Source organism: Brevibacillus dissolubilis, assembly GCF_006170445.1.
Classification (GTDB): domain Bacteria; phylum Bacillota; class Bacilli; order Brevibacillales; family Brevibacillaceae; genus Brevibacillus_B; species Brevibacillus_B dissolubilis.
Genome location: NZ_VCNA01000019.1, coordinates 42,758 through 56,412, shown reverse-complemented (window position 1 = coordinate 56,412; position 13,655 = coordinate 42,758). Strand labels below are relative to the sequence as shown.

At 51.9% G+C, this 13,655-nt stretch carries 12 protein-coding genes; 1 reads left to right on the top strand and 11 read right to left on the bottom strand.

The window, feature by feature from the left end:
- The first annotated feature begins 40 nt into the window (after positions 1-40).
- Complete coding sequence (locus tag FGI41_RS24365; protein WP_139492886.1) at positions 41-745, top strand: DUF4397 domain-containing protein; 705 nt, start codon at positions 41-43, stop codon at positions 743-745.
- Between the two features lie 129 nt (positions 746-874).
- Here the strand turns inward: FGI41_RS24365 and ftsY are convergent, their stop codons facing one another.
- From ftsY to fapR, 11 genes are all read right to left on the bottom strand, one after another.
- Positions 875-1,891 carry a signal recognition particle-docking protein FtsY gene (ftsY, locus tag FGI41_RS24360; protein ID WP_139492885.1) on the bottom strand — a complete coding sequence of 339 codons (1,017 nt, stop codon included), beginning with the start codon at positions 1,889-1,891 and terminating at the stop codon, positions 875-877.
- 47 nt (positions 1,892-1,938) lie between these two features.
- A complete protein-coding gene (gene smc, locus FGI41_RS24355) occupies positions 1,939-5,511 on the bottom strand; it encodes a chromosome segregation protein SMC (protein WP_139492884.1) in 3,573 nt (1,190 codons plus the stop codon).
- 181 nt (positions 5,512-5,692) lie between these two features.
- Positions 5,693-6,421, bottom strand: coding sequence for a hypothetical protein (locus tag FGI41_RS25210; RefSeq protein ID WP_176560423.1), 729 nt, complete (start codon positions 6,419-6,421; stop codon positions 5,693-5,695).
- A 199-nt stretch (positions 6,422-6,620) separates the two neighbouring features.
- A complete protein-coding gene (rnc, locus tag FGI41_RS24345; protein WP_139492883.1) occupies positions 6,621-7,316 on the bottom strand; it encodes a ribonuclease III in 696 nt (231 codons plus the stop codon).
- 49 nt (positions 7,317-7,365) lie between these two features.
- Entirely contained in the window at positions 7,366-8,607 is a 1,242-nt protein-coding gene (gene fabF / locus FGI41_RS24340; RefSeq protein ID WP_139492882.1) for a beta-ketoacyl-ACP synthase II, read from the bottom strand.
- Positions 8,608-8,761: 154 nt separating this feature from the next.
- A complete protein-coding gene (gene acpP / locus FGI41_RS24335; protein ID WP_139492881.1) occupies positions 8,762-8,995 on the bottom strand; it encodes an acyl carrier protein in 234 nt (77 codons plus the stop codon).
- A 56-nt stretch (positions 8,996-9,051) separates the two neighbouring features.
- On the bottom strand, positions 9,052-9,792 hold the full coding sequence (fabG, locus tag FGI41_RS24330; protein WP_139492880.1) for a 3-oxoacyl-[acyl-carrier-protein] reductase: 741 nt from the start codon (positions 9,790-9,792) through the stop codon (positions 9,052-9,054).
- Positions 9,786-10,730 carry an ACP S-malonyltransferase gene (gene fabD / locus FGI41_RS24325; RefSeq protein WP_139492879.1) on the bottom strand — a complete coding sequence of 315 codons (945 nt, stop codon included), beginning with the start codon at positions 10,728-10,730 and terminating at the stop codon, positions 9,786-9,788. The genes fabG and fabD overlap by 7 nt, the downstream gene beginning before the upstream one ends.
- 39 nt (positions 10,731-10,769) lie before the next feature.
- Entirely contained in the window at positions 10,770-11,774 is a 1,005-nt protein-coding gene (locus FGI41_RS24320; protein ID WP_139492878.1) for a beta-ketoacyl-ACP synthase III, read from the bottom strand.
- A 2-nt stretch (positions 11,775-11,776) separates the two neighbouring features.
- On the bottom strand, positions 11,777-12,784 hold the full coding sequence (gene plsX, locus FGI41_RS24315) for a phosphate acyltransferase PlsX (protein WP_139492877.1): 1,008 nt from the start codon (positions 12,782-12,784) through the stop codon (positions 11,777-11,779).
- A gap of 12 nt (positions 12,785-12,796) precedes the next feature.
- Positions 12,797-13,393 carry a transcription factor FapR gene (fapR, locus tag FGI41_RS24310; RefSeq protein WP_139492876.1) on the bottom strand — a complete coding sequence of 199 codons (597 nt, stop codon included), beginning with the start codon at positions 13,391-13,393 and terminating at the stop codon, positions 12,797-12,799.
- Positions 13,394-13,655 lie beyond the last annotated feature (262 nt).

Here is a 13,655-nt window from a genome sequence, read left to right as displayed (position 1 = left end):
ACAAAATCTGGGATCATATACGTATAAGGAGGTTCACCGTATGTTGTGGAAAAAATGGGTGTCCCGGCTTTGTCTCATGGCGCTCGGCGCTTTTGTCCTGTCCGCAGGCTCTGCTCAGGCTGCTGAGGGTGTAAGCGGCCAGGCATTCGTCCGCGTGATCCATGCTTCTCCTGACGCCCCTGCGGTTAAGGTATTTATCGATGGCAAAAATCTCTTGCCCAATGTCGTATACAAGCAGGCTTCTAACTATTTGCCGCTCGCAGCAGGTCACCATACCATCGAGATATACCCAACTGATGCTCTCGCTGGTGCAACGCCTCTGATCAAACAAAATCTCACCCTGCAAGCCGGGAAAAAGGTCTCTGCCGCCGCAATCGGTGAATTGGCGAAGATTCGTCTGCAGGTGGTAGACGATGAGCTGGCCTCTACTGCCAATATGGCGAAGGTGCGATTTGTCCATGCCTCGCCTGACACGAATGCAGTCGATGTGGCCCTTGCTGGCAGCACGGTGCTGGCGTCGAATTTGGGCTTTTCTGATGTTTCTTCCTATATAGAAGTAGGAGCGCCTGCCCAACTGAATGTGGAGATGCGTCAGGCGGGTACGGATAAGGCGCTGGTCGCCTTTCCGACGGTGAGTGTTGATCCTGCGACAATATACTCGGTGTATGTGGTCGGGTATTCGGGTGGGAAGAAGCCTGGGGTGGAGGCGTTGATTTTTACGGATAAGGCGGTTGTCACGCCGTAGATGTGTGTCATCTCGTACAATCGAATGTATCCTGTAATTTTTCAGGCAGCAACTAAATGGATACTCAATTCCAGCAAAAGACGCCAGGAATCCATCCCTGACGTCTTTTTACATCTTCAATTATGAATCTTACTGCTGTGTTTCCGTCTCTGCTTCTTCCTTGATTTCTTCATCAATCAACCCTTTAAACAACGCATGCACGAACTGCTCCGGATCAAACTGCTGCAGATCATCCATCTTCTCGCCCAATCCCACATACTTCACGGGGATATTCAGCTCGTTGCGGATCGCGATAACGATCCCGCCTTTTGCCGTACCGTCGAGCTTCGTCAGCACGATGCCGGACACCTTGGTCGTCTCGCCGAACACCTTGGCTTGGTTCAGCGCATTTTGACCCGTGGTCGCATCGAGAACGAGCAGGACTTCATGCGGGGCGTCAGGGATTTCGCGTTGCACCACGCGGAAGACTTTTGCCAGCTCATCCATCAGACCTACCTTGTTTTGCAGGCGGCCTGCAGTATCGCACAGCAGGATATCCACATTGCGGTTCTTCGCTTCTTGCAGGGCATCGTAGATGACGGCTGCAGGATCGGAGCCTTGGTTTTGTCTCACGACATCTACACCGACACGCTGGCCCCATACTTCGAGCTGCTCGATCGCTGCTGCACGGAAGGTGTCGCCCGCAGCCAGCAGGACTTTTTTGCCTTGCTGACGGAACATGTGGGCCATTTTCCCGATGGTGGTCGTCTTCCCTACGCCGTTGACGCCGACGAACAGGATGACATTGAGGCGGCCTTCTTCGATGTTGAGGCTGGTGGTTTGATTGTCTTCATTTTTAAGCAATGCCACCAGTTTCTCAGACAGGATCGGCTGCAGGTCGAGGGCGTTCTCGATCTTGTGCTTGCGTACCTCGCCTTTGAGGTCGTCGATCAGGTCCATAACCGTGTTGACACCTACGTCAGCGGTGATGAGGATTTCTTCGAGCTCATCGAAAAAATTCTCATCGATTTTTTTGTAGCGGCGTACGAGGTCCTGTACCTTTTCCACCATCATGTCACGGGTTTTGGAGAGGCCCTCGGTAAATTTCTGGGTTACTTCTTCTGATTTCTTGACGATTGCATCTTTTAGTTTCTTAAAAAAACTCACGCTCGTCTCCTCCTTCTTTCTCTCTCTATCTTAGGCGAAACTCGCCGTTATGAGACGTTTTCCATCAATTTTTTCGTTTCTTCCAGTTTTACGGAGACGATTTTGGAGACGCCGCCCTCCTGCATGGTGATGCCGTAGAGGACGTCTGCTGATTCCATCGTACCTTTGCGGTGGGTGACACAGATGAACTGGGTCTGTTCGCTGAAATTATGCATGTACTCGGCAAAACGGTTCACGTTGGCCTCATCCAGTGCGGCCTCTACCTCGTCGAGTACGCAGAATGGCACAGGCTTGACCTTCAGGATGGCAAAAAGCAGCGCCATCGCAGTAAAGGCACGCTCCCCGCCTGAGAGCAGTGCGAGGTTTTGCAGCTTTTTCCCCGGTGGCTGTGCCACGATGTCTACACCGGTCTCTAGGATATTATCCGGCTGATTCAGTACCAAGTCAGCACGCCCACCTCCGAAAAGCTGGACAAACACCTGCTGGAACTGCTCGCGGATCTCCTCGAACGTCTCCTTGAATCGGCGGGACATCTCGGTGTCCATCTCTTCGATCACCTGATACAGCATGGTTTTGGCTTCGATCAGGTCGGCCTCTTGCTTCTGCAGGAAGGTCAAACGCTCATTGAGACGCTCAAACTCTTCAATCGCTCCGAGGTTGACCGTACCGAGTGCCGTGATTTCGCGCTTGAGGCGGGTGACGAGCTGCTGCTCGCTGACCATATCTCCTATTGGCGGGTACTTCTGCTTGGCCAGGTCGAAGCTCATCTCATATTCCTCGGACAGCTTGTTCAGCAGGTGGTCAAGCTCCACTTCATAACGGTTGACCTTAACCTCTTCCTGATGCAGCTTGTCCTCGACGCTCTTGACGTTCTTGCGGATCTCTTTGGTCTCGATCTCCACATGCTCCAGCTTGGAGACGAGTGTCGCACGGTCACTGCGGCGCTCTTGGATTAGGCCGGCGACGCGGTCTTTATCTTGGCGCAGCTCTTGGATTTTGGCATCGAGTGATTGGGATGAGGTGTCATTGGTTCCATCCAGCCCCTCCAGCGATGCGAGAATATCGCGGGCTTCCTCCCACTCGCGGATGATCTGGCGGCGTTGCTCTTCCAGACGCTCCGCTTGCTCCATGCGGGACGTGTGCTCCTGCTTCACCTGTGCGGCCAAGACCTTGAGCGACGTGATCTTTTCATTCATCTCTTCTTTATTTAACAGCTGTTCCTGACGCTTATTCTCCGCATAGGTGATCGCCTCGGACAGATGCTGTTCTTCTTCGGCAAGCCGCTTGAGACTGCTGTCCAGCTTGGCCTGCTTCTCGTTCGCCTCATTGACTTCACGCTGGTACGCTTCGATATCCTGCCCCAGCAAAAAGAGGCGTTCGGCAAGACTTTTGCCCTCTGCCTCGGTCTGTTGCAAGAGACCCTTGATCTCCTGCTCCTTGACACGCAGGGTTTCCCCTTTGGAGCGCAGCTGCTCCTGGGTCAGCTCCATCTCCTTGATCCCGGCAAAAAGCGTACGAACCTGCTCCTTCTGCTCCGCAATCCGCTTGTCCGCCTCTACCAGTGCTGCTTCCAGCTCCTCTGCCTGACGACCGCGTCCCAGCAGGTTGGTGGTGTTCTTCTTCATCGCACCGCCCGTCATGGAACCGCCCGCATTGACGATATCGCCTTCCAGCGTGACGACACGGTAGCGATAGCTGCTCGCACGCGCCACACGGTTCGCCTGCTCCAGCGTCTCGGTCACGATGACCCCGCCTAGCATCGACTCGACGATGGAACGGTACCGCTCATCGAACGATACCAGCTCACTCGCCACCCCGACGACGCCGTCTTCCCGCTCAATCATCCGGCGGTCTGAGTCACTGATATTACGTGGACGGATGACATCAAGCGGCAAGAAGGTAGCCCGGCCCAGATTATGCTTTTTCAGATAAGCGATCGCTTCCCGACCAGCTGATTCGTTGTCTACGACGACGTTCTGCAAGGCACCGCCGAGTGAGACCTCTACTGCTGTCTCCAACTTCTGCGGCACGATGACCAGCTCTGCTACGGCACCGTGAATGCCTTTGAAGCCTTTTTCACGGGCTTTCAGGATTTCTTTAACCCCCTGCTGGAATCCGGCGAACTCGGACTGCATCTCTTTGAGCAGGTCGAGGCGGGAACGGGTCGCTTCGCGTTGCTGTTCCTGCTTTTGGATATCGCGGCGGGCTTCGTCTGCCTGGATCTGCTGTTCCTTGACGTTCTCCATCAGTTCACGGAAGTTCGCGATGCTCTCCTGAATCTGACGGTCGATCTCTGCCAGCTGGTCCTGGTATTCATCCAGCTTGTCCTGACGGGCCTCTTCTTCCTCTTCCAGTCGTGCCCGGTCTTGCTTCAACCGCTCCAGACGCGCCTGTGTGGTCTGCACGGTCTGTTGCAGGTGACGCACCTCATTACGCATGTTAGCCGATTCATTGAGCTTCTCGAAGTAATCGCTCTTCAGTGTATCCACATCGTCAGAGAGCGCCTGCACCATCACGGAAAACTCGCGCTCGGCATCCTTGAGCGATTGCTCTGCTTCATCATGTCGGGCTTTGGCCTCGTTGCGTCTGGTCGTCTGCTCTTCTAACTCTTGCTCCACATCGCGCTGCTTTTCCGTCAGACGGTGCATCTGCTCCATCGTCTGCTGGCGGTTGGCTTCGAGGTTGCGTCTGCGCTCGTTGAGTACCTTACGCTGCCCCTCTACCTTCTCCGCCTCTTCGGTCACATGCAAAAGAACCTGCTGCAGCTCCTCAATCGAAGCATCAATCTGATTGACCTGAAAACGCGCCTGCTCCAACTCCGCCTCATGCGAACTAGCCTCGGAGGTGTGCTTGACCAGCTCCTGCTGCAGCTCCCCCACACGCTCCTTGGACTCTTCCCACTTGGTATGGGTGTTCTCAATTTGCTGGACATAGAGTGCCACTTCATGCTCGACAAGCTGCTGGTGAAGCGTCTTGTACTGCTTCGCGATCTCGGCCTGCTCCTGCAGCGGGCCTACCTGTTCATCAATCTCGGTCGTAATATCATGAATCCGGACGAGATTGGCTTCCGTCTCATCCAGCTTGCGCTCTGCATCACGCTTACGAGTCTTGTATTTGACAATTCCCGCCGCTTCCTCAAAAATCCCACGGCGATCCTCGGATTTGGTACTCAAAATCTCTTCAATCCGCCCCTGCCCGATGATGGAGTAAGCCTCTTTCCCCACCCCGGTATCCATGAACAGCTCCATGATATCTCTGAGACGGCACTGCCTTTTATTAATTGAATACTCACTCTCGCCGGAACGGTACACACGACGGGTGACGGTCACTTCCGAATATTCCATATCCAGAGAACGATCCGAGTTGTCCAGCGTCAACGACACTTCCGCGAAGTTGACCGGCTTACGTGTATCGCTCCCGGCAAAAATAATATCTTCCATCTTCGCCCCGCGCAGTGACTTCGCGCTCTGCTCCCCGAGCACCCAACGGATCGCGTCCGAGACATTGCTCTTCCCGCTCCCGTTCGGCCCGACGACAGCCGTCACTCCTGGGACGAATTCCAGTTCCGTGCGGTCGGCAAACGATTTGAATCCGATGACTTCCAACCGTTTTAGGTACATGGTGATCTCTCCTAGTTAAAAAGCTGCTGTCCAATCTGATATAAAAAGCCCCTGATTTGTGCAGGAGCGTCGTTCACAACTATATTATTTTAACACAAAAGGAAGACAGGCGGGAGTATAGCTTTTGTGCATCAAAAAAGACGCCCCACCTGATCGGGGACGCCATTTCATTCACTTCTCTCTATTGTTTGCCGATATGGCTGCCAGCAATGATCGCTACTTTGGTAAATCCGCCACTGACATTATCAAAACCAGACATCATGACAGGAACACCGATAAATTCAACTTGGTCGTCCTTAAAGATTTCCAGAGGTCCTGGGAACAGGATTTGATAGCTGTCAAAATCGTCATTCAACACGTGAACAACAGAAACCGTACCAATATCGGTATCAGGCACTTCTTCAATCTCGATGACATGACCGGTATCTCTAAACATCACACCATTGTATTTCGCAATATTTTTGTCCAAATGCTTAAATCCAACATTCTTATCAACCAAGGCTCTTGCTTCATTAATCTCTTGCTTGGTAGCAGGGAAAAGGTGAATTTTCGCTTTCAAGAATTGCATGGATGCGTCCGGGAATGCAGCACCGGCATCGTTGCCATTGATTTCGTGCATATTCGGAATCGCATAGGCCATGTAATCCGCCACTTTAAACTGCTGGCTTGCTGCCTGTGCAGCTGCTTCTGCCTGTTTCTTCGCTTCTTCCTCTGCTTTCTTCTTCGCTTCCTCTTCCGCTTTTTGCTTTGCTTCTTGTTCCAGCTTTTGTTTTACTTCTTCTTCAATTTTTTTCTTTTCCTCTTCACTGACAGTTGCTGTAGAAGAAGCAGGTTGGGTATCGCTGCTGCCACAACCACTCAAGAAAGCTACAGACAGAATACAGGACAGAAGTAGTGGTGCTTTTTTCATTATGTAATCACCTTTTTTCATCAAGATATTACTAATTTCAACACCACTCGCCTTTCTCCTGTTACTTCTTACCTATAATCGTAAGACATATTTCGACATAATTTTTTAATTTAAAAAAGAGGCAGGTCTCACCACTTTCTCCCAAGTAGTGCGACCTGCCTCTCTTTTCTTATCAACCTACGTTTTGAAACCAAAAGCACTATGACTGCTTCGCGGCACCAAGCATGATCAACGCCCGTGCAGCTGCCTGTTGCTCGGCTTCCTTCTTGGAGCGGCCCAGACCTTCACCAAGCTTGTCGCCATTGAGCAGCACCTCAGAGACGAACTCGCGGTTATGCGCCGGACCTTTTTCCTGCACGATCCGATAGATGATCTCGCCCAGATTGTCCTGCTGTACATATTCCTGCAGTTGGCTCTTGAAGTCCGTTACTTTGGTAAACTCGCCTTTATCAACGCGTGGATAGACGTATTTCTCCATGAACGTGAACACCACGTCCAACCCCTGGTCAAGATAAAGTGCCCCGATGAAAGCCTCGAACACGTCAGCAAGCAATGCTGGACGTTGACGCCCACCGGTCAGCTCTTCCCCTTTGCCGAGAAGCACCAGCTCACCAAAATTCAACAGCTCAGCGAACTTGACGAGCGAAGGCTCGCAGACGATGGCAGCGCGCAGCTTCGTCATCTCGCCCTCACTCATCTTCGGAAACGTCTTGTAGAGGAATTGAGAGACGGTCAATTCCAAGACCGCGTCTCCCAAAAACTCCAACCGTTCGTTGTCCTGAATCCGTTTGCCCCGTTGTTCATTCACGTAGGAAGAATGGGTGAATGCCTGCTTGAGCACACTTTCATCATGAAAAGTCACTCCAATTGTATTCTGCAGCTGTTTAAATCCCATCACCCTCACCACCTTCCCTTGTTTCGTTTCCTGCGTTTATGTGTGCGAATTACTCTTGATAGCGTCTGAATACGAGTGTAGCATTATGACCGCCAAAACCAAATGTATTAGACATCGCTACATCCAATTCTGCTTTGCGGGCAACGTTTGGTACATAATCGAGATCGCATTCAGGGTCTGGATTCTCCAGATTAATTGTCGGCGGCATGATCTGGTCGCGCAGAGCGAATGCCGTAGCAACCGCCTCAATCGCACCTGTTGCTCCGAGCAAGTGACCTGTCATCGACTTCGTGGAGCTGACGGCCAGCTCGTAAGCATGGTCACCAAACACCTCTTTGATCGCTTGCGTCTCTGCGATATCGCCTTGACCGGTCGACGTACCGTGTGCATTGATATAGTCTACTTCTTTCGGATCGATTTCAGCGTTTTTCAGTGCTTTCTGCATACAACGGCTTGCACCTTCACCACCCGGAGACGGGGATGTGATGTGGTAGGCATCTGCACTCATACCGTAGCCGATCAGTTCCGCGATGATGTTGGCTCCGCGTTTTTTCGCATGTTCCAATTCTTCAAGGATCAGCACGCCTGCACCTTCACCCATGACGAAACCATCGCGGTCACGGTCGAATGGACGGCTTGCTTTTTGCGGTTCATCGTTGCGGGTGGATGTCGCTTTGGCGGAGCAGAAGCCTGCCACTGCCATCGGACGGATTGTCGCTTCCGCACCACCTGTGATCATCACATCAGCATCACCAAACTGGATCAGTCTGAAAGCGTCACCAATTGCATTTGTACTCGTAGCGCATGCTGTGATGGTACTTGCGGTTGGACCCTTTGCACCCATTTCGATGGACACCAGACCAGAGGCCATGTTGGCGATCATCATCGGGATGAAGAACGGGCTGACACGCTTAGGACCCTTCTCCATTAATACAGTATGCTGGTCTTCCCATGTAGATAAACCTCCGATACCAGAACCGATATAGACTCCGATCTCGTTAGCATTTTCCGGTGTAATCATTAGTTTTGCGTCTTCTACTGCCATTTTCGCTGCAGCAAGCGCAAACTGGACAAAACGATCTGTACGGCGAACTTCTTTTTTATCCATGTATTCTTCTGGATTAAAATCTTTCACTTCGGCCGCAATCTGTGTCGGATAATCAGAAACATCAAAACTTTTGATGAGGTCTACTCCCGACTTACCGGCGAGCAGGCTGTCCCAGAACGTTGCCGCATTATTTCCCACAGGTGATATGACGCCTACGCCAGTAATCACAACTCTTCGTTTCATCCTTTTCACCTCTATATAAAATCAGCGTTATCGCTTCCTACCTTCTCCATACAAATATAGCACCATGTCGAAAAGATCATTCCCAATTTTACTGAGCAATCACTCAGGTAATGAAGGGAGAAGTCCCATCCAGAGACGAGACCTCTCCTATCAATTACTTGTGAGCAGAGATGTAGTTAACTACTTCACCCACAGTTGTGATTTTTTCAGCGTCCTCATCGGAAATTTCCATATCGAACTCGTCTTCGAGTTCCATTACGAGTTCCACGACGTCAAGGGAATCAGCGTCGAGATCCTCTTTGAAGGAAGCTTCGAGTACGATTTTATCTTCGTCTACGCCGAGACGGTCAACGATGATCTTTTTCACACGGTCGAAAATATCTGCCATTTTGCTTCACCCCCTCTCATGGTATTATACGAAATGCTTTGTCCAAAAACCAGTTTCTACATATACATGCCGCCGTCTACATGCAGGGTCTGACCTGTCATGTATTTGGCTGCGTCAGAAGCAAGGAACAAGACGACTCCAGCGATGTCATCCGGCTGACCAAGTGTGCCGAGCGGGATGTTGACCAGCATCGCTTCTTTTTGTTCGTCGTTGAGCTTATCTGTCATATCGGTGGTGATAAATCCTGGTGCCACCGCATTGACATTGATGTTGCGGGAAGCCAGCTCGCGTGCGGTTGTTTTGGTCAGACCGATCACGCCTGCTTTGGCTGCCACGTAGTTGGCTTGACCTGGGTTACCCATAGCGCCTACTACGGAAGTAATATTGATGATGCGTCCACTGCGCTGTTTCATCATCGGACGGGTGACCGCCTTGATGCAGTTGAAAACGCCCTTGAGGTTGATATTGATGACCTCATCCCATTCGGACTCTTTCATCCGCATGATCAGGTTGTCGCGGGTGATCCCGGCGTTATTGACGAGGATATCAAGTGTGCCGAACTGCTCCAGCGTGGTTTTGACCATCGCTTCGACTTCTTCAGCATTGCCGACATTGGCCTGCACCGCAATCGCTTCGCGGCCCATGCTTTTGATTTGTTCGACCACTTCTGCTGCGGCCGCTTCGCTGCCTGCGTAGTTGACTACTACGTTGGCTCCGGCATCAGCCAGCTTGAGTGCGATTGCACGGCCGATCCCGCGGGATGCTCCCGTGACCAGCGCCGTTTTACCCGTTAGCATAATACCCCTCCATCTACTAACTCTTCAAGAGTTTTTACATCAGACACATTTCGAACGGTAAGTTTCCGGTCCACTTTTTTGATTAATCCAGCCAAGACCGAACCAGGGCCGATCTCTACAAAAGTGGTTACGCCCTCTGCGATCATATAGCGGACGGAATCCTCCCAGAGTACGGATGATGCCACTTGCTCGATCAGGCTGCGCTCGATCACAGCCGCTTCGGTGATGGCTGTCGCAGAGACGTTGGCCACTACAGGAGTTGCCGCGTCTTGTACATTGACCTCTGCCAGCACGCCCTTGAGGCGCTCTGCTGCTGGAGCCATCAGCGAGGAGTGGAACGGACCGCTTACCTTGAGTGCGATTGTACGTGCACCCTGTTCAGCTGCTTTTTCCCCTGCGAGACGCACACCCTCGGCACTGCCGGAGATGACGATCTGTCCTGGGCAGTTGAGGTTAGCGAGTTGCACCGGGTGTCCGGTTGCCTCTACCTCTTGGCAGATGCTCTGGATGACTTCACGATCCATCTTCATGATCGCAGACATCGCGCCTTGCCCTGCCGGAACGGCCTGCTCCATGAACTGGCCGCGCAGGCGTACGGTTTTGACCGCATCTTCAAAAGAGAGTGCTCCTGCCGCTACGAGCGCGGAGTATTCGCCAAGGCTGTGGCCTGCGACGAAATCAACGGATACCTCTGGAAACTTTTCACGGAACGCTGCCAATGCCGCAATACTTGCTGTGAGGATGGCTGGTTGTGTATTTTCGGTCAGGCGAAGATCTTCTTCCGGACCCTCAAAGCAGAGAGTGGAGAGAGAGAATCCAAGCGCCTGGTCTGCTTGATCAAAAATTTCTTTTGCCGCTTGGGAATATTCGTACAGATCTTTCCCCATTCCGACAACCTGGGAGCCTTGCCCTGGAAAAACAAATGCGATTTTAGACATGAAACGAATCCTCCTAGCGTCTACGTTCGATTTGGTTGTTTAGGCTTGCTCTGTGGACCACTTCAGCAATGTCGCACCCCATGTCAGACCGCCGCCGAAGCCGACCAGAATGATGTTGTCGCCTTCTTTGATGCGCCCTTCCTCAAATGCTTCATCCAGCGCAACCGGGATGGAAGCAGAGGACATGTTGCCATAGCGGTCGAGGTTGATCACTACTTTGTCATCAGAGAGTCCAAAACGCTTCACAGCCGCGTCGATGATGCGGTAGTTGGCCTGATGCGGTACCAGCAGGTCGATTTCTTCTTTTGGAAGGCCTGCTTTGTCCAGTACTTTTTCAGTGGCGGAGTTCATCACGCGCACGGCGAATTTGAATACTTCGCTTCCGCTCATTTGAACAAAGTGTAGTTTTTGATCGATGGTCTCTTGGGTAGCCGGTTTGCGGGAGCCGCCTGCCGGTTGGAGCAGCAATTCCCCGCCGGATCCGTCTGCACCAAGATCAAATGCTTTGAAGCCATATCCTTCTTTGACCCGTCCGATCACAGCAGCACCGGCACCGTCTCCGAAGAGTACACAAGTGTTGCGGTCTTCGTAGTTGATGATTTTGGACAGGGTCTCAACCCCGACCACCAGCACATAACGGTACATGCCGTTGGCGATGAATTGAGCCGCTGTGGTGATTCCGTACAAAAAGCCGGTGCAGGCTGCGGATACATCAAGTGCCGCTGCTTTGGCCGCACCAAGACGGCTCTGCAACAGACATGCTGTCGATGGGAAGGAATAGTCAGGCGTCACCGTCGCTACGATGATCATATCCAGATCTTCCGGTGCAATCTTGGCTTTCGCCAATGCCTTTTTCGCTGCTTCGTAAGCAAGATCAGAAGAAGCTTGCTCAGGCGCGCTGATGCGGCGCTCGCGAATCCCTGTGCGGCTGACAATCCATTCATCGGTAGTCTCTACCATCTTTTCTAAATCTGCATTGGTTAAAACCCGTTCCGGAGTATAAGAACCGGTAGCCAAAATACCGACTGCGTGCGTTCCTGTCATACTTATTCCCCTCTTCCCTGTTGGTCTTTTTCCAACTCTTGCTGTATAAGTCCGTTCACGTCAAGCGTTACGTAACGTGCTGCGGCTAAAATTGCATTCTTGATCGCGCGGGCGTCAGATGAGCCATGCGCTTTAAATACTGGCCGTTTGAGCCCTAACAGCGGTGCGCCGCCGTATTCGGCATAGTCCATCCGTTCACGGAAACGGGTCAGGCTTGATTTGAGAACGGCTGCCGCCAGCTTGTTGATCAGACTGGACATGAATGTCTGTTTCAACTGTGAAAAGACGACAGAGGCTGTTCCTTCAAGTGACTTGAGCAGGATGTTGCCGGAGAAGCCTTCGCAGACCAGCACATCACAGCCGTCTTGCATCACATCGCGTGATTCGACGTTGCCGATGAAGTTGATGTTGGCTGCTTGCAGCAATGGAAAAGTGGATTTCGCCAGTTCGTTTCCTTTCATCTCCTCGGTCCCTACGTTGAGCAGACCGACTTCTGGATTGTTTACTTGAAGCATCTTCTCTGCGTAGAGGCTGCCCATGATGCCGTATTGCACCAGATGCTGCGGTTTGGCGTCCATGTTGGCCCCGACATCGAGCAAAAGGGAAATTTTGCGTTTCATATTCGGGACAAAAGCGGCCAGTGCAGGTCGTTCGATGCCTGTCATACGCCCTGCGACAAGCAAGCCTGCCGTCATCAGTGCGCCGGTGTTGCCAGCCGAGATGGCCGCATCCACCGATCCGTCACGGGCCAGTGCCACGGAGACGACCAATGATGAATCTTTCTTGCGTCGTACCGCTTTGACTGGTTCGTCGTCGGCTTCAATGATTTCGGTTGTATGATGGATTTCGATACCGGTTGGAAGCGGGCTTGGCAGTTGCGTCCGGATCTTAGCTTCGTCTCCGACAAGTACGATGGTAATCGCCGGCTCCGCCTGTACGGCCAAAAGCGCTCCCTCCACGGCACTCTGTGGGGCGTGGTCCCCACCCATGGCATCTACTGAAATACGCAATGCAAGTTCCTCCTACCCTCTGTTCTTCGTGTTTGCTTCGTCTGGATGTGCGATACGGTACACACGGAAGGAAGCGGTGAATACAGTCTCACCTTGCACCTTTGTTTCGACGCGGACCTTGGACTCTTGACCGTCATTGGATCGGACGACCGCTTTGGCGATCAACCGCTCCCCTAGCTTAACCGGCCGGATAAATCGCATGCGCGCCGTGGCGGTCAGAGCCACTTCGGCATTAATCACTGCTACCGCAAGTGAATTGGCTTGTGCAAATATGTAATGTCCTCTGGCAATCAGCGTGCGGCTAAAGACATGATTTTCGTTGACTTCTAATACGGAGATCGCTTGGGAGTCGAGCTGCAGGTCAATAATCTCACCAATCACTTCATCTGCTCCGAGCGACTTGACCGGATCAAGGCTCTGTTCAGCTACCGACTTGATCCGCTCACGCAGCTCGGGGATTCCAAGTTCCAGCCGGTCCAGCCGGATGGTCTGGATACTGACATCGAACATCGTTGCCAGGTCTTCATCTGTCGCAAAAGGATTTTCCTTTAAGGTTTGCGTAAGCCGCGATTGGCGATCTTTTTTGGATAAACGTGCGATCGTCGACACCCCCTTATCATCTAGCCGTTTGGTTCATCTATATGCTTACGGGTTGTTTTTAATACCTGGTACTAAAAGGTAGTATAGAGGAGGTGACCAAAGATTACAACCCCATCAAGCAAATTTACCGGAGAAATAGGCTTCATTGCCTATTATTAGGTGTTATAACTAGGTAATATATACAGGTGTAGAATGGTCGTAAAAAAGGTAATTTTCGCTCAATATCGCGTCAGGCTTGTCCTTTTTCAGATGAGTTGGGTCTGTTATTGGT

What these genes read in the sequence shown, in the direction of transcription:
- fabG (WP_139492880.1), bottom strand. Translation starts at nt 9,792, where the DNA reads ATGCTAACGGGTAAAACGGCGCTGGTCACGGGAGCATCCCGCGGGATC.
- FGI41_RS24365 (WP_139492886.1), top strand. Translation starts at nt 41, where the DNA reads ATGTTGTGGAAAAAATGGGTGTCCCGGCTTTGTCTCATGGCGCTCGGC.
- fabF (WP_139492882.1), bottom strand. Translation starts at nt 8,607, where the DNA reads ATGAAACGAAGAGTTGTGATTACTGGCGTAGGCGTCATATCACCTGTG.
- FGI41_RS25210 (WP_176560423.1), bottom strand. Translation starts at nt 6,421, where the DNA reads ATGAAAAAAGCACCACTACTTCTGTCCTGTATTCTGTCTGTAGCTTTC.
- fabD (WP_139492879.1), bottom strand. Translation starts at nt 10,730, where the DNA reads ATGTCTAAAATCGCATTTGTTTTTCCAGGGCAAGGCTCCCAGGTTGTC.
- rnc (WP_139492883.1), bottom strand. Translation starts at nt 7,316, where the DNA reads ATGGGATTTAAACAGCTGCAGAATACAATTGGAGTGACTTTTCATGAT.
- acpP (WP_139492881.1), bottom strand. Translation starts at nt 8,995, where the DNA reads ATGGCAGATATTTTCGACCGTGTGAAAAAGATCATCGTTGACCGTCTC.
- smc (WP_139492884.1), bottom strand. Translation starts at nt 5,511, where the DNA reads ATGTACCTAAAACGGTTGGAAGTCATCGGATTCAAATCGTTTGCCGAC.
- FGI41_RS24320 (WP_139492878.1), bottom strand. Translation starts at nt 11,774, where the DNA reads ATGACAGGAACGCACGCAGTCGGTATTTTGGCTACCGGTTCTTATACT.